At 70.8% G+C, this 19,762-nt stretch carries 16 protein-coding genes; 4 read left to right on the forward strand and 12 right to left on the reverse strand.

From position 1 onward, the window contains the following. The first annotated feature begins 53 nt into the window (after positions 1-53). The 3 genes from KV100_RS06200 to KV100_RS06210 all read left to right on the forward strand — a co-directional run bounded on the left by KV100_RS06200 (position 54) and on the right by KV100_RS06210 (position 2,846). Entirely contained in the window at positions 54-1,157 is a 1,104-nt protein-coding gene (locus KV100_RS06200) for a GNAT family N-acetyltransferase (RefSeq protein WP_220341994.1), read from the forward strand. 81 nt (positions 1,158-1,238) lie between these two features. Further along, positions 1,239-1,592, forward strand: coding sequence for a YciI family protein (locus KV100_RS06205; RefSeq protein ID WP_220341995.1), 354 nt, complete (start codon positions 1,239-1,241; stop codon positions 1,590-1,592). A gap of 27 nt (positions 1,593-1,619) precedes the next feature. Next, a complete protein-coding gene (locus KV100_RS06210; protein WP_220341996.1) occupies positions 1,620-2,846 on the forward strand; it encodes an RNA polymerase sigma factor in 1,227 nt (408 codons plus the stop codon). On the opposite strand, the gene KV100_RS06215 is transcribed toward KV100_RS06210, so the two are convergent. The 10 genes from KV100_RS06215 to groES form a co-directional block, all read right to left on the reverse strand. Continuing rightward, complete coding sequence (locus tag KV100_RS06215) at positions 2,836-3,360, reverse strand: DinB family protein (RefSeq protein ID WP_220341997.1); 525 nt, start codon at positions 3,358-3,360, stop codon at positions 2,836-2,838. The two genes, KV100_RS06210 and KV100_RS06215, sit on opposite strands and share 11 nt — an antisense overlap. A 3-nt stretch (positions 3,361-3,363) precedes the next feature. Beyond that, positions 3,364-4,920 (reverse strand): glutamine-hydrolyzing GMP synthase, encoded by a 1,557-nt coding sequence (guaA, locus tag KV100_RS06220; protein WP_374106976.1) that lies wholly within the window; start codon positions 4,918-4,920, stop codon positions 3,364-3,366. A 35-nt stretch (positions 4,921-4,955) separates the two neighbouring features. Beyond that, on the reverse strand, positions 4,956-6,659 hold the full coding sequence (locus KV100_RS06225) for a GMC family oxidoreductase N-terminal domain-containing protein (protein ID WP_220341999.1): 1,704 nt from the start codon (positions 6,657-6,659) through the stop codon (positions 4,956-4,958). A gap of 100 nt (positions 6,660-6,759) precedes the next feature. After that, on the reverse strand, positions 6,760-8,376 hold the full coding sequence (locus KV100_RS06230; protein WP_220342000.1) for a succinic semialdehyde dehydrogenase: 1,617 nt from the start codon (positions 8,374-8,376) through the stop codon (positions 6,760-6,762). A gap of 88 nt (positions 8,377-8,464) precedes the next feature. Then, positions 8,465-9,568, reverse strand: a complete 1,104-nt coding sequence (locus KV100_RS06235) for a GuaB3 family IMP dehydrogenase-related protein (RefSeq protein WP_220342001.1) — start codon at positions 9,566-9,568, stop codon at positions 8,465-8,467. Between the two features lie 41 nt (positions 9,569-9,609). Next, positions 9,610-11,127: an IMP dehydrogenase gene (guaB, locus tag KV100_RS06240; protein WP_220342002.1), complete on the reverse strand. Its 1,518-nt coding sequence runs from the start codon at positions 11,125-11,127 to the stop codon at positions 9,610-9,612. Positions 11,128-11,262: 135 nt separating this feature from the next. Further along, complete coding sequence (locus KV100_RS06245; protein WP_220342003.1) at positions 11,263-12,102, reverse strand: hypothetical protein; 840 nt, start codon at positions 12,100-12,102, stop codon at positions 11,263-11,265. Next, positions 12,099-12,692, reverse strand: a complete 594-nt coding sequence (locus KV100_RS06250) for a sigma-70 family RNA polymerase sigma factor (protein WP_255565911.1) — start codon at positions 12,690-12,692, stop codon at positions 12,099-12,101. Before KV100_RS06250 ends, KV100_RS06245 begins: the two co-directional genes overlap by 4 nt. 158 nt (positions 12,693-12,850) lie before the next feature. Then, on the reverse strand, positions 12,851-14,431 hold the full coding sequence (gene groL, locus KV100_RS06255) for a chaperonin GroEL (protein ID WP_220342004.1): 1,581 nt from the start codon (positions 14,429-14,431) through the stop codon (positions 12,851-12,853). Positions 14,432-14,538: 107 nt separating this feature from the next. Beyond that, positions 14,539-14,838, reverse strand: coding sequence for a co-chaperone GroES (gene groES / locus KV100_RS06260; protein WP_149770274.1), 300 nt, complete (start codon positions 14,836-14,838; stop codon positions 14,539-14,541). A 241-nt stretch (positions 14,839-15,079) separates the two neighbouring features. On the opposite strand from groES, the gene KV100_RS06265 reads away from it, so the two are divergent. Continuing rightward, positions 15,080-16,279: a class I SAM-dependent methyltransferase gene (locus tag KV100_RS06265; protein ID WP_220342005.1), complete on the forward strand. Its 1,200-nt coding sequence runs from the start codon at positions 15,080-15,082 to the stop codon at positions 16,277-16,279. A gap of 48 nt (positions 16,280-16,327) precedes the next feature. Here the strand turns inward: KV100_RS06265 and KV100_RS06270 are convergent, their stop codons facing one another. Beyond that, on the reverse strand, positions 16,328-18,457 hold the full coding sequence (locus tag KV100_RS06270; RefSeq protein ID WP_220342006.1) for an Ig-like domain-containing protein: 2,130 nt from the start codon (positions 18,455-18,457) through the stop codon (positions 16,328-16,330). 230 nt (positions 18,458-18,687) lie between these two features. Then, positions 18,688-19,752, reverse strand: a complete 1,065-nt coding sequence (tsaD, locus tag KV100_RS06275; RefSeq protein WP_308289306.1) for a tRNA (adenosine(37)-N6)-threonylcarbamoyltransferase complex transferase subunit TsaD — start codon at positions 19,750-19,752, stop codon at positions 18,688-18,690. Positions 19,753-19,762: the final 10 nt, after the last annotated feature.

Raw genomic sequence — 19,762 nt, forward strand, 5'->3', positions numbered from 1 at the left:
CGCGCGGTCGTTAAGCGATTGACCGCCCCTCCGACCGGGGACACACTCGCCAGATGCTGCCCGCGATCCATCCCGTCCCCCTGCCTTCCTCCGCCACCTCCCCCGAGGCCTGGGCGCTGCTGGGGGTCGAGCGTGTGCGGGTGGCGAGCGACGACGCACTCCACGGCCACCACGACCTGACGCCGGGCTTCGCCCAGATGGCGTCGATCCTGGCCGACCGCACGTACCGCCCACAGCACCGGATCGTGGCCGTCTGCGACGACCTCCGTACGCCGGAGTCCGTGGTCGGCCACGCGTCGGTCCGGCTGCCCCAGGTCGGCGAGACCGACGTCGTGCACCTCGACCTCGGGGTCGACCCCGCATGGCGTCGGCGCGGGATCGGGACGGCGCTCGCCGCCGTCCTCGCAGAGAGGGTCCGGGAGACGGGACGCACGGTGGTCAAGGCCGAGACGTCGTACGGACGGGTCATCGACACCGGCGCCGAGACGCTGGCCGCGACGACGGGCGTGGGCAGCGTCCCCGCCGACGATCCTGCGACCCGCTTCGCCGTCCGGTACGGGTTCACGCTCGAGCAGGTGGAGCGGCAGTCCACGCTCCCGTTGCCGGTCGGCCACGAGCACCTGGCCGGTCTGTCCCGGACGGCGGCCGCGGCCGCCGGCGACGCCTACCGCCTCCACACGTGGGTCGACGAGATCCCCGAGGCGTGGGAGGTCCAGTACGCCCGGCTCCTGACGCGCATGTCGACGGCCACACCGTCCGGCGGGATGGAGCAGGTGGAGGATCCCTGGGACGTCGCACGGCTCCGCGAGGCGACGGCACGACGGCAGGCGACCGGGGACCTGGCGCTCGTCGTCGCGGCCGAGCACGTCCCGACGGGGGAGCTCGCCGCCTACACCGTCGTCGAGTTCACCGACTCACGACCCGAGTCGGTGATCCAGGACGACACGCTTGTGCTGCCGGAGCACCGCGGACACCGCCTCGGGATGCTGGTCAAGTGCCGTCTGCTGGAGACGCTGGCGTCCGTACGCCCGCAGGCGCGGCGCATCCACACGTGGAACGCCGAGGAGAACACGCACATGCTGGCCATCAACGTCGCGCTCGGCTACCGCCCGGCCAGCGTGAGCGGGCAGTGGCAGCTCCGGCTGACGGACTCCTAGCGCTGGTTGTCGATCTCGGGGGATCCTGTTCGTTGTCCGGGTGAGGGCCCCGACCCGCGGGGCCGACCGAAGGAGAGACCGATGAGCGAGCGCTACCTCTTCATCCTGTTCGACGACGAGGCCACGTGGGCCGAGGCGTCCCCCGAGGAGTGGGAACGCGAGATGGCTGCCCACGACCGATTCTCCAAGGCGGTCGCGGCCGCCGGTGGTGTCGACCACGGGGGCGAGGCGCTGCAGCCGACGACGACCGCGACGACCGTGCGCAACGGGCCCGAGCCGGTCGTCACCGACGGACCGTTCGTCGAGTCGAAGGAGGCGTTCGGCGGCTACTACCTGATCGAGTGCGACGGGCTCGACACCGCGCTCGCGCTCGCGAAGCAGTGCCCCAGCGCGGTCGTCGAGGTGCGGCCGATCCTCGATCTCGGCGGGGAGTGACGGCCCACGTCGCCTGAGACGACACCCGTGACGGTCGACGAGGCCGTCGCCGCGCTGCACCGGGAGCACTGGGGCCGCGTGGTGGCGGCCACGGTCCGCACCGCCGGCGACATCGACACCGCCGAGGACTGCGCACAGCACGCGTTCGAGCGGGCGCTGCAGACCTGGGTGCGCGTCCCGTCGAGCCCGGTCGGGTGGCTCGTCCGGACCGCACGCAACCACGCGCTCGACCTGCACCGCCGGACGGGATCGCTGCGGCAGCGGATGCCCGACCTCGCGCTGCGAGAGGAGTCGCGCCACGCCGACGCCGCGGCCGCCCGCTGGAACGACGAGCTCCTCCGTCTCGTCTTCACGTGCTGCCACCCGTCGCTGTCCGAGGCCGACCGGGTGCTGCTGACGCTGCGGGTGGTCTGCGGGATCCCCACACCGACCGCGGCCTCCCTCCTCCTGATCCGTCCGTCGACCGCAGCGGCTCGGATCACGCGAGCGAAGCGCAAGATCACCGCAGCCGGGATCCGGTACGCCGTCCCGGCCGCGAACGACCTTCCCGAGCGGCTCGGCGCCGTGCTCGAGGTCGTCCACCTGGTGGCCACCGCGGCGCACGAACGACCGCGCGACCCGCAGACCGACGCGCTCGAGGTGGCGTCACGCTCGCTCGCGACGAGCCTCGGCGAGATCTTCCCCGACGAGCCGGAGGTCCTGGGGTTGCTGGGCCTGGTGCTGTTCACGCAGGCGCGCACGTGGGCCCGTCGCGAGGCCGACGTGGTCCTCCTGGACGGTCAGGACCGCGGATCGTGGGACGTGCGGCTGATGGCGGGTGGCCGGGAAGCGACCACCCGAGCGATCGAGCGGGCACTGGCTCGCGACGGCCGTGCAGGGCGGTACGCGCTCCAGGCGGCCATCGCCGGCGTGCACGCCGACGCGGCCAGCGTCGACACGACCGACTGGCCCGCCCTGCTGCGGCTGTACGACCGGCTGATCGAGGAGTGGCCGACCCCGGTCGTCCGCCTCAACCGCGCGGTCGCGGTGTCGTACGTCGAGGGTCCCGAGGCCGCGCTCACGGCGCTCGAGCCTGTCATCGGCGACCCGAGCCTGCGCGAGTACGCCTACCTCCCCGCCGTGCAGGCGCGACTGCTCGCCGACGTCGGGCGACGCGAGGAGGCGGCCGACGCCTACCGCCGTGCAATCGCGGTCGCCGGCGACGATGGCCAGCGTCGGTTGCTCACGTCACGCCTGGACGCGCTCAGACCCTGACGCCGACGTCGTGGAGGTGGTGCGCGGCATCGTGGAGGAAATAGCGTGAGAAGGTCGTGATCGTGAACGACGCCCCGTCGCTCCGCCGACCCGTACGCGTCCACCGGTCCGCAGGGACCGCGTCGAAGGCCGCAGCCACGAGCGCCGCCTCGCGGGCGAGCTGCTCGGACACGGCGCCGGGGTCCTGCTCGGAGTACCTTTCGGCGTCCGCGGTCGCGTCCTGGTCCCAGTTCGGATAGGTCGGGCCGTCCTCGTCGAGCATCAGGCCGAGGCGGTGGCGGTACAGCGCGAAGACGTCACGGACGTGGCAGGCGTACTCCAACGGCGACCAGGTGCTCGCGTCCGGCCGGTCGCGCACGTCGGGGCGCTCGAGCACCGCCGGCCATCGTGCGGCGAGCGCACGCACGTGCGCACCGACCTCGCCGTCGCTGATCGCGGCCGGATCGAAACCGCACTCCGGGCACACCTTCCGCGCCGTCCAGGTCCAGTCCTTCGTGTCGGGGACGATGGCCACGGCTCACTCCCACTCGATCGTGCCGGGCGGCTTGCTGGTGATGTCGACGACCACCCGGTTGACCTCGCGGACCTCGTTGGTGATCCGGGTGGAGATGCGCTCAAGGAGCTCGTACGGGAGACGACTCCAGTCGGCCGTCATCGCGTCCTCGCTGCTCACGGGACGCAGCACGACCGGGTGTCCGTACGTCCGTCCGTCGCCCTGGACCCCGACCGAGCGGACGTCGGCCAGCAGCACCACCGGGAACTGCCACACGTCGCGGTCGAGACCGGCGGCGGTGAGCTCCTCCCGGGCGATGGCATCGGCCTCGCGCACGATCTCGAGACGCTCCTCGTCGACGGCGCCCACGATCCGGATCGCGAGCCCTGGCCCCGGGAACGGGTGGCGCCAGACCATCGCCGGCGGCAGACCGAGCTGCTCGCCGACCTGCCGGACCTCGTCCTTGAACAGCGTGCGCAGCGGTTCGATCAGGCTGAACTCGAGGTCCTCGGGGAGGCCACCGACGTTGTGGTGGCTCTTGATGTTGGCCGCGCCCTCGCCCCCGCCGGACTCGACCACGTCCGGATAGAGCGTGCCCTGCACGAGGAACCTGACCGGCGTGCCAGGGGTCTCGAGGATCTCGCGCTCGGCGGCCTCGAAGGTCCGGATGAACTCGCGGCCGATGATCTTGCGCTTCTCCTCGGGGTCGGTGACGCCCGTGAGGTGGCCGAGGAACTGCTCGCGGGCGTCCACGACCTTGAGGTTGACGTCGGTCGCGTCCACGTAGTCGCGGACCACCTGGTCTCGCTCGCCCTTGCGGAGGAGCCCGTGGTCGACGAAGACACAGGTGAGCTGGTCACCGATCGCGCGCTGCACGAGTGCGGCGGCGACCGACGAGTCCACACCGCCGGACAACGCGCAGATGACGCGGGCGTCGCCGACCTGCTCCCGGATCCGGTCCACCTGCTCGTCGACGATGTTGACCATGGTCCAGGTCTGCCGACAACCGGCGATCTGGACCAGGAAGCGCTCCAGCACCTGCTGACCATGCTCGGTGTGCAGGACCTCGGGATGCCACTGCACCCCGGCCAGTCCACGGTCGACGTCCTCGAACGCCGCGACGGCCGCGCGGGGTGACGACGCGGTGACCACGAAGCCCTCCGGCGCGGCGACGACCTCGTCCCCGTGCGACATCCACGCCCGGAGCTGGTCGGGCAGCCCGGCCAGGAGCACACCGTGATCACCGACCGTGACGTCGGTGCGGCCGTACTCACGCTGGCCGGTGCTCGCGACCGTCCCTCCGAGGACCTGGGCCATCGCCTGGAAGCCGTAGCAGATGCCGAAGACCGCGGTGCCCGTGCCGAAGAGCGCCGGGTCCAGGCGCGGCGCGCCCTCCTCGTACACCGACGACGGGCCCCCCGAGAGGATGATCGCCTTCGGCTTCTTGGCGAGCATGTCCTCGACCGGCATCGTGTGGGGCACGATCTCGGAGTAGACCTTCGCCTCCCGCACGCGTCGGGCGATCAGCTGCGCGTACTGGGCGCCGAAGTCGACGACGAGGACCAGGTCGTGCTCAGGAATCTCGGTCACACCTCGATCCTATCGAGCGCCGTCAGCTAGCTGACGCCGACGATGGGAAGACGCAGCGCCGCAGGGGCGTCGACCGGCACGACGGGGTTCTTCGGCGCCACGGGCTCGAGGCGCGCGTAGGCCTCGCCCGTCGCCGGACGCGGGTCCGACTGGTCCCTGTTGGGCCAGAACGCCATCGCCCGCTCGGCCTGGGCCGTGATCGTCAGCGACGGGTTCACGCCCAGGTTCGCCGAGATCGCGGCGCCGTCGACGACGTGGAGGCCGTCGTAGCCGTACAGCCGGTGGTACGGGTCGATCACCCCGGTGGCCGGGGAGTCGCCGATCACGCAGCCCCCGATGAAGTGCGCGGTGAGCGGGATGTTGAACGGCTCACCGATCGTGCCTCCGGGCCAGCCGTCGATCTTGTCAGCCGTACGGCGCACGGCCTCGTTGGCCTTCGGGATCCACGAGGGGTTCGGGTCGCCCGCCCCCTGGGCCGAGGTCAGCCGCAGGCGTCCGGTGATCCGGCTCCGCTTCATGGAGGTCGTGATCGAGTTGTCGAGCGACTGCATGGCCAGCAGGATGATCACCCGCTCCGACCAGTGCTTGAAGTCGTACAGCTCTCTGACGTTGCGCTTCTGCGCCCACAGCTCCTTGAGCCAGGCCTGCCAGCGCGGCCTCTCCCCGTCACCGTCGGTGAGCACCGTCTGGAGCAGCGACATCGCGTTGGAGCCCTTGCCGAAACGGACCGGCTCGATGTGGGTGACCTCATCGGGGTGGAACGAGGAGGTGATCGCGACGCCGGTGGAGTAGTCCACGTCCCGGCTGCCGGCGATCGCCCCGAGCAGCGACTCCGAGTTGGTCCGGGTGAGGACCCCGAGCCTCGACGAGATCCGCGGGAGGACGCCTCGGCTGCGCATCCTGTGCAGGAGCTTCTGTGTGCCCAGCGAGCCGGCGGCGAACACGACCTGGTCTGCGGTGAAGCGGCAGGCGACCTTGCGGCGCCGGTCCGTACGCCGCGTGTCGACCGTGTAGCCGCCACCGGGGCGCGGGCGGACCTCCGTCACGGTGGTCAGCTCGTGGACGCGCGCGCCGGCCTGCTCGGCGAGATAGAGGTAGTTCTTGACCAGCGTGTTCTTGGCGTTGTGGCGGCACCCCGTCATGCACTCGCCGCACTGGATGCATCCGGCCCGATCAGGGCCTGCACCACCGAAATAGGGGTCGGCGACGGTCTCACCGGGGCCCCCGAAGAAGACGCCGACCGGTGTGGGGTGGAACGTGTCGGCGGCGCCCATCTCCTCGGCGACCTCCCGCATGACCTCGTCGGCAGGAGAGGTGACCGGGTACGTCGTCACACCGAGCATCCGCTTGGCCTGGTCGTAGAAGGGCGCGAGCTCCGCCTTCCAGTCGGTGATGTGACCCCAGGCAGGGTCGCGATAGAAGGGCTCGAACGGCTCGTAGAGGGTGTTGGCGTAGACCAGCGAGCCGCCGCCGACACCCGCGCCGGACATGATCATCACGTCCTTCAGGAGGTTGATGCGCTGGATGCCGTAGCAGCCGACCTCGGGCGCGAAGAGGTAGCGCCGGAGGTTCCACGAGTTGTCCGCGAAGTCCTCGTCGCGGAACCGCGCCCCGGCCTCGAGGACCCCGACGCGGTAGCCCTTCTCGGTCAGTCGCAGTGCGGTCACGCTCCCGCCGAACCCCGAGCCGATCACCAGGACGTCGTAGTGCTGCGGTGCGGTGTCGTTCACAGCGTCAGCGTAAGACCGCGTTCACGCTATTGCTACCCCTGGGTAACGAATATGTCATCGCGGATGTCGTATCCCCTCCGACGCGGCGTGACGGTCGGTGTCAGGCCCGGCCGGCCTTCTTCAGGACGCGCAGCGCCGCGGTGATCGTCGTCTGGAAGGCCGCATCGCTCACCATCCGGGGAGCCGAGAGGGGCAGCAGCCGCTGGTTGGCGACCGCCTGCGTCTCGGTGTAGCGGAGGATCCCCTCCGCACCGTGCCGACGGCCGATGCCCGACTCCCGCATCCCGCCCATCGGCGCCTCCAGCGAGGCGAAGGTGGCGGCGAACCCCTCGTTGATGTTCACGCTGCCTGCCTTGATCCGGCGAGCAAGCTCGCGACCCCGCGCGACGTCACGTGTGTAGATCGCGGCGTTGAGGCCGTACGACCCGGCGTTGGCGCGGTCGATGGCCTCACCCTCGCTGCCGAAGCGGTAGAGCGAGACGACCGGGCCGAAGGTCTCGTCGGCGAAGCAGTCCATCGCCGGGCTCACACCCTCGAGCAGCGTGGGCTCGTAGAAGTACGGACCGACCTCGGGGCGCGGCCTCCCGCCGGTGAGGACGCGGGCTCCCTTGGACACGGCGTCGGCGACGTGGGCGGACACCGTGTCCAGCTGCCGCTGCGAGACCAGCGAGCCCATGTCTCCGTCGTAGTCCAGCGACGCCGACATCGTCATGCGGCCGATCCGCTTGACGAGCTTGGCGACGAAACGGTCATAGACCGCGTCCGCGACGAACAACCGCTCGACCGACACGCAGAGCTGGCCGGCGGAGGAGAAGCACGCACGGACCGCGCCCTCGACGGCGCGGTCGAGGTTGGCATCGGCGAGGACCAGCATCGGGTTCTTGCCACCCAGCTCGAGCGAGGTCGAGACGAGCCGCTCGGCCGCCTGCGCCGCGACACGCCTGCCGGTCGCGGTCGAACCGGTGAAGCAGACGTGGTCCGCCCGCTCGACGATCGCGCCGCCGATCACGGGGCCGGGCCCGTTGACGACCTGCCACAGGCTCGCGGGAAAGCCGACCTCGCGGAACAGCTCGATCGCGGCCAAGGCGGAGAGAGGTGTCTGGCCGTCGGGCTTGTGGACCACCGCGTTGCCTGCCGCGACGGCAGGGATCCCGTCCGAGATCGCCAGCGTGAGCGGATAGTTCCAGGGAGAGATGATCCCGACGACGCCCTTGGGGACCCGGTTGATCCGCGTCTGGGTGAAGAGCGGGTAGACCCCGGGGACGCGACGCGTCGTGAGGTGCCGCGCGAGGGTGCGACCGTAGTAGCGAGCGGTGAGCGCCACGTGCAGGACCTCGTCGAAGGCGTGCTTGCGCGCCTTCCCCGACTCCCACTGCACGAGGTCCATGAGGTCGTCGGCGTGGTCGAGAACCGCGTCATGGAGGTCGAGGAGCAGCGCCGACCGGTGGGACAGGTCGGTCCGCGACCACGGGTCGTGCGCCGCCCGGGCAGCCGCGAACGCGTCCTCGACGTCACCGGTGTCCGAGACGGGGAGCGTAGCGATCGGCTGCCCGGTGAAGGGCGCGTACGTCGTCTCCGCCTCGCCCGACGTGGCGCGCAGCCCTGCGGTCAGACGACGGACGAGGGCCGGGTCGACGGCGAACGCGGCTGTCGCGTCGTGCTCGGGGTCGGCGGGGAGGCGCCCGTGCTCCGGAGCGCTGGGGTCGCGTCGTGACATGCGGTCACTGTAGAGGGGGCACCACACCAGTGCTACCCCCCGGTAACGAGTCCGCCACCGGCAGTGTCACGAACGCCGGGCGTCGGCGCTACTGGACGACGACCTCGACCCGCTGGAACTCCTTGAGCTCGGTGTAGCCGGTCGTCGCCATCGCCCGGCGGAGCGCGCCGACGAGGTTCATCGTGCCGTCCGGCGCGGTCGACGGCCCGAAGAGCACCGACTCGAACGAGCCGACGGTGCCGAGGTTGATGCGCTGGCCGCGCGGCAGGTCGGGGTGCCACGCCTCGGCGCCCCAGTGGAACCCGCGTCCGGGCGCCTCGGCCGCACGCGCGAACGGCGAGCCCACCATGACCGCGTCCGCTCCGCAGGCGATCGCCTTCGCAAGGTCGCCGCTGTGGCCGACCGAGCCGTCGGCGATGACGTGCACGTAGCGGCCGCCCGACTCGTCGAGGTAGTCACGTCGTGCCGCGGCGACGTCGGCGAGCGCGCTCGCCATCGGCACGGCGACTCCGAGCACCTGGCGGGTGGTGTGCGTCGCTCCCCCGCCGAAGCCGACCAGGACCCCCGCGGCGCCGGTGCGCATCAGGTGGAGGGCGGCCTGGTGCGTGGCGCAGCCGCCGACGACGACCGGCACGTCGAGCTCGTAGATGAACTCCTTGAGGTTGAGCGGCTCGGTCTGCCCCGAGACGTGCTCGGCCGACACCGTGGTCCCCCGGATGACGAACAGGTCGACGCCCGAGTCGACGACCGTCTGCGCGAACTGCTTGGTCCGCTGGGGCGAGAGCGCACCGGCGACGGTCACGCCGGCATCGCGGATCTGCTTCAGCCGCTCGTGGATCAGCTCGGCCTTGATCGGCTCCTGGTAGATGCGCTGGAGCCGGACCGTCGCCTCACGCGACTCGAGGTGGGAGACCTCCTCGAGCAGCGGCAGCGGGTCGTCGTAGCGAGTCCAGAGCCCCTCGAGGTCGATGACGCCCAGACCACCGAGCTTGCCGAGCATGATCGCCGTCTCCGGCGACATCACGGAGTCCATCGGCGCGGCGACCACGGGGATCTCGAACCGGTAGGCGTCGATCTGCCAGGCCGTCGAGACCTCCTCGGGATCACGAGTCCGGCGACTCGGGACGATCGCGATGTCGTCGAACGCGTATGCCCTGCGGCCGCGCTTGGCGGCGCCGATCTCGATGTCCATCCCCGCATTCTAGTGAGGCGGGGCGAACACCGAGGACTGCGTCACAGCCTGGCGTAGTTCGGGGCCTCGACGGTCATCTGGATGTCGTGGGGGTGACTCTCCTTGAGACCCGCTGACGTGATCCGGACGAACTGCCCGCGGTCCTGCAGCTCCGGGACGGTGTGGGCACCGACGTAGAACATCGACTGGTGGAGCCCGCCGACGAGCTGGCGTACGACAGCGCCGAGCTGGCCGCGGTAGGCCACCTGGCCCTCGATGCCCTCGGGGACGAGCTGGTCGTCCGAGGTGACGTCGGCCTGGAAGTAGCGGTCCTTGGAGTAGGACTTCTTGCCCCGCGACGACATCGCGCCCAGCGACCCCATGCCGCGGTAGCTCTTGTACTGCTTGCCGTTGACGAAGATGAGCGAGCCGGGGCTCTCCTCCGTACCGGCCAGGAGCGAGCCCACCATCACCGTGTCCGCACCGGCCACGAGAGCCTTGGCGATGTCGCCGGAGTACTGGAGGCCACCGTCACCGATCAACGGCACTCCCGCCGGCTTGGTGGCGCGGGACGCCTCGTAGATGGCGGTCACCTGCGGCACGCCGACGCCGGCCACGACACGTGTCGTGCAGATGGAGCCGGGTCCGACACCGACCTTGACGGCGTCGACGCCGGCGTCGACGAGCGCCCTCGCGCCGGCGTACGTCGCGATGTTGCCGCCGATGATCTGGACGTGCGAGGTCGCGGGATCACGCTTGAGGCGCTGGATCATGTCCAGCAGCGCCTGGGCGTGGCCGTGGGCGGTGTCGACGACGAGGACGTCGACACCGGCCTCGATCAGCGCGGTCGCGCGATCCCAGGCGTCACCGAAGAAGCCGACCGCGGCACCGACCAGCAGCCTGCCCTGCGCGTCCTTGCTGGCGTCGGGGAACTGCTCGGACTTCACGAAGTCCTTCACCGTGATGAGGCCGCGCAGGTGGCCGCCCTCGTCGACGAGCGGGAGGCGCTCCTTCTTGTGGGAGCGGAGCAGCTCAGCCGCCGCCTCGCGGTCGATGCCGACCGGGCCGGTGATGAGCGGCATCGGCGTCATGACCTCGCCGACCGTCTTGTGGGACCACTCCGCCAGGGGGACGAAGCGCAGGTCGCGGTTGGTGACGATGCCGAGGAGCGTGTCGTCGGCATCGACGACCGGGAGGCCGGAGACGCGGTACTGGCCACAGATCTCGTCGAGCTCCTCCAGCGTCGCCTTCTCGGTGATGGTGATCGGGTTGGGGATGACGCCGGTCTGCGTGCGCTTGACGAGGTCGACCTGGTAGGCCTGGTCCTCCACGGACAGGTTGCGGTGCAGGATGCCGATGCCACCCTCGCGCGCCATCGCGATGGCCATGCGCGCCTCGGTCACGGTGTCCATCGCCGCGGAGATCAAGGGGATGCGGAGAGAGATGTCTCGGGTCAACCGCGCCGTGGTGTCGACCTCGCTCGGGACGACGTCGGTCTCGCCAGGGAGCAGCAGGACGTCGTCGTAGGTGAGGCCCAGCGGTGCGAACTTCTCCGGCACACCCGCGGCGTTGAGATCCATGACGTCCTTTCCTCGAGCATCCGACGTCCCCATCCTACGAGGACCCCTGTCGACACATCCAACGACGGATGGGCGCAGCTGCTTCCGCGGCCGCGTGCGGCGGCCGTCACGTCCGGCGAGGACCGTCGAGGAGCGTCAGCGCACGACGTACGACGGGCGCCACGACGACGACCTGTCGGCCCACTGGTCGCCCGAACGATCACGGTCCCGGTCGCGGTCCCCGTCACGATCACCGTCCCAGGCGCCGCCGCGATCACGGTCCCAGGCGCCGTCACGGTCACGGTCCCAGTCCCGATCACGGGTCCCGTCGTCGGCGGGAGCGGGCGCGGTCGTCACCACCCCTGGGACGGGCGACGGCGCAGGAGTCGCCGGCTGCTCGGCCCGGGGCGAGTCCGCACGGCTCCGTCCGTCCCGCGAGGGAACGGGGTGAGATGCCTCGCCCTTGTGAGCAGACGAGAGCGCCTCGGCGCCGGAACGCCCGGTGTGCACTTCTGAACCTGTGACCGCCGGCGCCGACAGGTTGGGGCGCTCATGCCTCTTGGCCGTCCGCGGTGTCGCGACCTCCTCACCCAGCCCGACCGCGCGTCCGACGACGTAGGTGAGCGGCGCAACGGGGCTGCCGGCGACCGCCTGGCTGACGCCCATGGCGAGCAGGACGACGACGCCCACACCAAGCTCGGTGGCGCGGCGGACGCCCGGCGCGGGTCGAGTCGCGCGACCGCGGTGGGCGCGGCGGCGGTCGACCGGGCGCACGCGACGGGCACCCACAGGCCCCACCCGCCAGCCGGCCCGGCCCGGCGCCCTCGACACGGCGGTCAGCCGGTCAGCGGCGGGGTCCCCGGCGCCGGGGAGCGCGGCCATGACGTCGGTGCGCCAAGCGGCCAGTCCGTCGAGGAGGGGGTCGCCCGTGGCCCGACCGGCGATCAGGTCGTCGAGGAGACGGTCGTCGTGCGCGACCGGATCGACGCCGGTCACGCCGAGACCTCCCCGCGCGTCACCTGGCGGTTGCGGTGGAGGTCGCGCAGCCGCTGAAGGGCACGGTGCTGCGCGATCCGTACGGCGCCGGGCGTCATCCCCATCGCGGTGCCCACCTCGTTGGCGGTCAGTCCCATCGCGACCCGGAGGACGAGCACCTCGTGCAGTCGGCCCGGAAGGCAGTCGAGCAGGTCGAGGACATCTTGGGACTCGAGGCGTCCGAGCACCTCGCTCTCGGCCGAGGCGACGCCCGAGTCCGGGACGACCTCGACGAGAACCTGGCGCGAGCGGTAGGCGCTGCGCTGGGCGTCGGCCACCTTGCGGCTGCCGATGGCGTACACGAACGCCTCGAAGGGAAGACCCTGGTGCTCGAAGGTGGGGAGTGCCTGGAAGACGGCGATGCAGATCTCCTGGGCGACGTCCTCGGCCAGCTGCGCACCGTCGCGGTATCCGCCGAGGCGGGCACGGCAGTAGCGGTGCGACACGGTGCGCACGTCGCGCATGAGGGCATCCATGACGTCGGCATCATCGAGGGCTCGCAGCGCCAGCTCGGCGAGGTCTGGCTCACCGGAGGGTGGGCGGGGAAGCATCCGGGGATCCTTCGGGGGCTCAGGAGCATCAGGACGGGTCAGCACCGGTGGTGCCACGCCCACCGTCCCACGTCGCCGGGCGACACGCCAGACCGGATGCACAACGACGAAGGCCCGCCCCTCACGGGACGGGCCTTCGTCGTGGGAGTGCGCTCGGATCAGCTCTCGTCGTCGGCCGGCTTCTCGACCACCAGCGTCTCGGTGGTGAGCAGCATGGCGGCGATGGAGCCCGCGTTGGCCAGCGCGGAGCGCGTGACCTTAACCGGGTCGAGGACGCCCTGGGCGACCAGGTCGCCGTACTCGCCGGTCGCGGCGTTGTAGCCCTGGCCGCTCTCGCGGACCTTGGCGACCACGACGTAGCCGTTCTCGCCACCGTTCTCGGCGATCCAGCGCAGCGGCTCGACGGCCGACTTGCGGACGATCGCGACACCGACGGCCTCGTCACCGGTGAGCCCGAGGTCGTCCTCGAGCACCGACACGGCGGTCACGAGAGCGGAGCCGCCACCGGCGACGATGCCCTCCTCGATCGCCGCACGGGTCGCCGAGACGGCGTCCTCGATGCGGTGCTTCTTCTCCTTGAGCTCGACCTCGGTCGCGGCACCCACCTGGATGACGCAGACGCCGCCGGCGAGCTTCGCGAGGCGCTCCTGGAGCTTCTCGCGGTCCCAGTCGGAGTCGGTCGAGTCGATCTCGGCCTTGATCTGGTTGACGCGGGCGGAGACCTCGTCGTCCTTGCCGGCACCGTCGATGATCGTGGTGTCGTCCTTGGTGACGACGACGCGACGCGCCGTGCCGAGGTCGTCGAGCCCGATCTGGTCGAGCTTCAGGCCGAGGTCGGGGGTGACGACCTGGGCGCCGGTGAGGACCGCGATGTCCTGCAGCATCGCCTTGCGGCGGTCACCGAACGCCGGCGCCTTGACGGCGACCGAGGTGAACGTGCCGCGGATCTTGTTGACGACCAGCGTCGAGAGCGCCTCGCCGTCGACGTCCTCGGCGATGATCAGGAGCGACTTGCCCGCCTGGACGACCTTCTCCAGCAGCGGGAGGAGGTCGGCGACGGACGAGATCTTGCCCTGGTTCACGAGGATGTACGGCTCGTCGAGGACGGCCTCCATCCGCTCGGTGTCGGTCACCATGTAGGGCGAGAGGTAGCCCTTGTCGAACTGCATGCCCTCGGTGAACTCGAGGCCGGTGCCCATCGTGTTGGACTCCTCGACGGTGATGACACCGTCCTTGCCGACCTTGTCGAAGGCGTCGGCGATCAGGCCACCGATGTGGGCGTCACGCGCCGAGATGTTGGCGACGTGCGACATGTCCTGCTTGTCGTCGACGTCACGGGCCAGCTCGAGGAGCCGCTCTGAGACAGCGGCGACGGCCTTGTCGATGCCGCGCTTGAGGGCGATCGGGTTGGTGCCCGCCGCCACGGCGCGCAGGCCCTCGTGGACCATCGCCTGAGCGAGCACGGTCGCCGTGGTGGTGCCGTCACCGGCGATGTCGTTGGTCTTGGTGGCAACTTCCTTGGCGAGCTGGGCGCCGAGGTTCTCGAACGGGTCGTCGAGCTCGATCTCACGGGCGACGGTCACGCCGTCGTTCGTGATCGTCGGCGCACCCCACTTGGAGTCGAGGACGACGTAGCGACCCTTGGGGCCGAGCGTCACCTTCACGGTGTCGGCCAGAATGTCGACGCCACGCTCGAGTGACCGACGAGCAGTCTCGTCGAACTCAAGAATCTTGGGCATGGGGATCCTTCTCTGTGGTGTCGGACCCGTCGAGACACCGCGGGCCCATGTGCTGCGGACGAGTGCTTTCGCCCCAGCGGTCTCGGACCGCCGGGGCGAGCACGTCGCTACTTCTCGATGACCGCGAGGACGTCGCGCGCCGACAGGATGAGGAACTCCTCGCCGTCGTACTTCACCTCGGTGCCGCCGTACTTGCTGAAGACGACGACGTCGCCGACCTTGACGTCGACGGGGATGCGCTCGTCGCCGTCCTCGTTGAAGCGGCCCGGGCCCACGGCCAGGACGGAGCCCTCGGTGGGCTTCTCCTTGGCGGTGTCCGGGATGACCAGGCCCGAGGCGGTGGTCTGCTCCGCCTCGAGAATCTTGACGACGATACGGTCCTCGAGCGGCTTGATGGTGACCGACACTTGTCGACCTCCCCTTTCGTGTTACCCCGTGAGCGGGCGTTCGCCCGTACGACGGGACTGGGACTGTGGGTCCTTCGAGGTGCTCGCACGCACGCCGTCGCGGGAGCCGTACGCGGTGCACCGTTAGCACCCAGGATACGAGAGTGCTAAATCCAACCTAGAGCCGGGTTAGCACTCGGTCAAGCAGAGTGCCAGCGCCCGTGAGCCCGGCCTCCGGGCCCGTGCTGCGAGACTTGCCCCCATGGAGGTCGAGACGTTCGAACGACTCCTCGACGCCGAGGGACAGCAGGTCCTCCGCGAGGCCGAGGCCACGTACGGGAGCGTCGACGAGCTGACGCTGGTCACCCGGCTGCGCCGGCAGGGCCACTCCCCCGAGCTGGTCGCGGCGGCGACGAGTCAAGTGGCGCTGCGGCGCCGGGCGGCCACCAAGCTCGGCGCCGACGCCGCGAACATGTACTTCACCCCGGACGCGCTCGAGCAGGCGACGCGCCTGCGGGTCGCCGCTCATCGCGCCGAGCGGCTGAGCGCCACCGGCGCCCGCACGCTGGTCGACCTGGGGTGCGGGATCGGCGCCGACCTCGCGGCGTTCGCCCGCGCGGGACTGTCGGTCCACGGCGTGGAGCGCGATCCGCTCCGGGCCGCGATGGCGCGGGCGAACCTCGCTGCCCTGCGGCTCGACGGCACCGTCGGCGTCGCGGACCTGACGGCGGTCGACCTGACCCCGTACGACGCGGCGTTCGTCGATCCGGCACGGCGGGACGGGCGCGGTCGGACGTTCGACCTCGACGCGTTCAGCCCTCCGTGGTCGTTCGTGGTGGGGGTGCTCGCCGATCGCGGCCTGGCCAAGGTGCTCCCGGGCATCGCCCACGATCTGGTTCCCGACGGTGTCGAGGCGGAGTGGGTCAGCGACCGTGGGGACCTCGTCGAAGCCTGCCTCTGGGGACCCGCGTACGCCGGGGCGACGCGGCGGGCCACCGTCATCGGGACCCACGCCACGGCCACGCTGACCGACGCGGACGCGCCCACCGAGGTCCACGTCGCCGCCCCGGGTGACTGGCTCTACGAGCCCGACGACGCGGTGATCCGCGCAGGTCTCGTGACCGCGGTCGCTGTCCTCACCGACGGCTGGCTCGTGGATCCGCACATCGCCTACGTCTCGAGCGCCACGCACGTGGCGACGCCGTACGCCCGGGCCTTCCGTGTCCTGGAGGAGCTCCCGTACCGGGAGAAGCAGCTGCGGGCGGCGTTGCGCGAGCGCGACGTCGGCACGCTGACCGTCAAGAAGCGGGGCGTCTCGGTGGTCCCTGAGGTGCTGGTCAGACGGTTGCGGCTGGCCGGCTCGGAGACCGCCACCGTCGTCCTCACCCGCGTGGCGGGAGAGGGCCGGGCCTACCTCGTCGAGCCGGTCCTCCGCACAGACGCACCGGTGGCGGGACCCTGAGGTCCCGCCACCGGCGTTCGTGCTTCAGTGCCGCTCAGCGGCTCCTGCTCAGCGACCCAGGTGACCCAGGATCTTGCAGGCGAGCCACTTGAGCCACTTGATGGGCTCGCGCAGCGGGTTGGGCATCGGACCGCACTTGTCGGCCGGCGGCTGCGTGACCTTGGTGACGGTCACGGTGACGGTGCCGGTCGCCTCCGCCTGGCCGTCGGAGACGGTGTAGGTGAAGGTGTCGGTGCCGGAGAACCCGGCCCTCGGGGTGTAGGTGACGTTGGCGCCCGTACCCGTCACAGTGCCGTTGGCCGGCGTGCCGTAGGTGTAGGTCAGGGTGTCGCCGTCGGCGTCCGCACCGCGCAGCGCGATGTTGACGGCCCTGTCCTGGTTGGTCGTCGCCGTCACGTTGCCCGCGGTAGGCGGCGTGTTCGGCGGGATGACGACCTCGTTGACCGTCACGGTGACCGTGCCGGTGGCCTCCTCCTCGCCGTCGGAGACGGTGTAGGTGAAGGTGTCGGTGCCGAAGAAGCCGGCGTTCGGGGTGTAGGTGACGTCGGCGCCCGTACCCGTCACGGTGCCGTTGGCCGGCGTCCCGTAGGTGTAGGTCAGGGTGTCGCCCTCGTCGGCATCAGCGCCCTCGAGCGTGATGTCGACCGCCTCGTCCTGGTTGGTCTCCGCCGTCACGTCGCCCGCGGTGGGCGGCGTGTTGTCCGGCGGGTCGATGACCTCGGTGACCGTCACGGTGACCGTTCCGGTCGCGGTGCCGCCGTTGCCGTCGTCCACGGTGTAGGTGAAGGTGTCGGTGCCGAAGAAGCCCTCGTTGGGCGTGTAGGTGACGTCGGCGCCCTCACCGGTCACGGTGCCGTTGGCCGGCGTCCCGTAGGTGTAGGTCAGGGTGTCGCCCTCGTCGGCATCAGCGCCCTCGAGCGTGATGTCGACCGCCGAGCCCTCCCTGGTCTCCGCCGTCACGTTGCCCGCGGTCGGCGGGACGTTCGTCGGCGGGTCGGCAGTGACGGACACGGTGATCGTCGCGGTGTCGGTGCCGCCGTTGCCGTCGTCCACCGTGAAGGTGAACGTGTCGTCGCCGGCGAAGCCCTCGTCCGAGGTGTAGGTGACGTTCGGGCCCTCACCGGACACCGTGCCGTTCTCAGGCTGGGTGTAGGTGTAGGTCAGGTCGTCGCCGTCGGGGTCAGAGGCCGACAGGGTGATGTCCACCGGGTCGCCACTCTGGACCGCCGCCGTGCCGTCGTTCGCCGTCGGCGCCTGGTTGGGCGGCTCGCCGACGTTGACGGTGACGGTGCCGGTGGCCTCCGCCTCACCGTCGGAGACGGTGTAGGTGAAGGTGTCGGTGCCGAAGAAGCCCTCGTCGGGCGTGTAGGTGACGTTGGCACCCTCACCGGTCACGGTGCCGTTGGCCGGCTCTCCGTAGGTGTAGGTCAGCTCGTCGCCCTCGTCGGCATCGGCGCCCGCGAGCGTGATGTCGACCGGCGCACCGAAGTCCGTGGAGGCCGTCACGTTGCCCGCGGTGGGCGGCGTGTTCGGCGGCGGCGGCGGTTCCTCGATCCCGAACGTTCCGAAGGTGTCGTCGCTGGCAGCGGGCAAGGTGCACGCCATCGTGACGGCGCCCTCGCCGCCCACCAGCTCACCGGCGGCGTTGCGCAGCGATGCGATGACGTTGAACGCCCGCGGCATGTGGATGGTGCCCGTGCTCGGCAGCTCGAGGCCGGGGTACTCCGCCGTCGTGGGAACCGGGATCGCGGGCACGTCGCCCTCGGTCGGGATCTGCCACGGCGGGGTCGACGTCGCCGGGACGGGCGACCACGGTGCGGCGAGGTTGGCGATCGGGTACACGAACGGGTCGGTGATCCCCGGAACCGTGATGTTGATGCTCGCGTCGTTGGAGAAGCCGCTGGCCGATCGCGCACCGAGCAGGCCGTACGTCGCCGAGCGCAGCGGCTCAGGCAGCGTCAGCGTGATCTGGGTCTTGCGAGCCGGGATCGTGTCGCCGGGGGCGACAACATCCGGGATCACCACCCTGGCGTTGACACCCACGGAGAAGTCACCGAGCGCGAGCCCTGCCGCGACGACGTTGCACGTGTAGGTGAAGTCCTTGTTGAGCTCGACGTCGTCCGCACTGGCCGGCGCCGCCCCGAGAGCCGTCGCGCTCACGGCGATGCCGGCGACCAAGGCCCCGGATGCTGCGAGCGACAACGGCCTTCGAGCCGTTGGATTCCTAAAAATGGACAAGGTGATCCCCTCCAGATCGACGGCCCGCCCTCGCGAGCGTCCGTCTGTCCGATACCCAGTGAACTGGGTGTTACGGCTCAGTAACCTACGCAGGTGTAACCACAAGTTGCAATAGGGGAGACGCAAGAAATGTGTTCTTGCCCACACGAGTGGGTGGCTGGAGAGGCCGCTCAGGCGACGATCTGCGTGACCGGCATCGAGGAGTCCGCGGCCAGGTCGAGCGAGCTCGGCGCGGCGCCCTTGGCGACCAGGGCCGAGCCGAGCGCCGCCACCATCGCGCCGTTGTCGGTGCAGAGCACCGGCGGCGGGATCCGTACGTCGATCCCGGCCGCCTCGGCGCGCTCCAGCACGTAGTGGCGCAGGCGGCCGTTGGCCGCGACACCCCCGCCGAGGACCAGGTGCTCCGCCCCGTGATCGACGCACGCGCGGACCGTCTTGGCGGAGAGGACGTCGCACACCGCGTCCTGGAAGGAGGCCGCGACGTCGGGGACCGAGATCGACCGGCCCATGCGCTCCTCGTGCTCGACGTGCCGCGCGACCGCACTCTTGAGCCCCGAGAACGAGAAGTCATAGCGGTGCTTGTCCATGTCGCGTCCACCGGTCAGGCCGCGAGGGAACGCGATCGCCGTGGGGTCGCCGTCGCGGGCGGCGCGGTCGATCTCCGGACCACCGGGATACGGAAGGCCCAGCAGACGGGCGACCTTGTCGAAGGCCTCCCCCGCGGCGTCGTCGATCGTCTCGCCGAGCATCCGGACCGAGCTGGTCACGTCGTCGACGAGCAGGAGGTTGGTGTGGCCGCCGGAGACGAGCAGGGCGGCGGTCGGCTCCGGGAGCTCACCGTGCTCGAGCCGATCGACGCAGACGTGGGCGACCAGGTGGTTGATGCCGTACAGCGGCTTGTCGTACGCGATCGCGAGCGCCTTCGCGGCGGCGATCCCGACGAGGAGCGCGCCGGTCAGTCCGGGCCCGCTGGTGACGGCGATCGCGTCGACGTCGGCCACGGAGACGCCCGCGTCGGCCTGTGCCTTCTCGAGCATCGGGACGAACGCCTCGAGGTGCGCGCGGCTCGCGACCTCCGGGACGACCCCGCCGAAGCGGACGTGCTCCTCGACGCTGGAGGCGACGGCGTTGGCGAGGAGCTCGGTCCCGCGGACGATGCCGACCCCGGTCTCGTCGCAGGACGACTCGATCCCCAGGACGAGGGGGCCGTCGGCGTGGGTCGTCGCAGTGCTCACGTCCCCATGG

Origin of the sequence: Mumia sp. zg.B21 (assembly GCF_019550855.1) — a bacterium.
Classification (GTDB): domain Bacteria; phylum Actinomycetota; class Actinomycetes; order Propionibacteriales; family Nocardioidaceae; genus Mumia.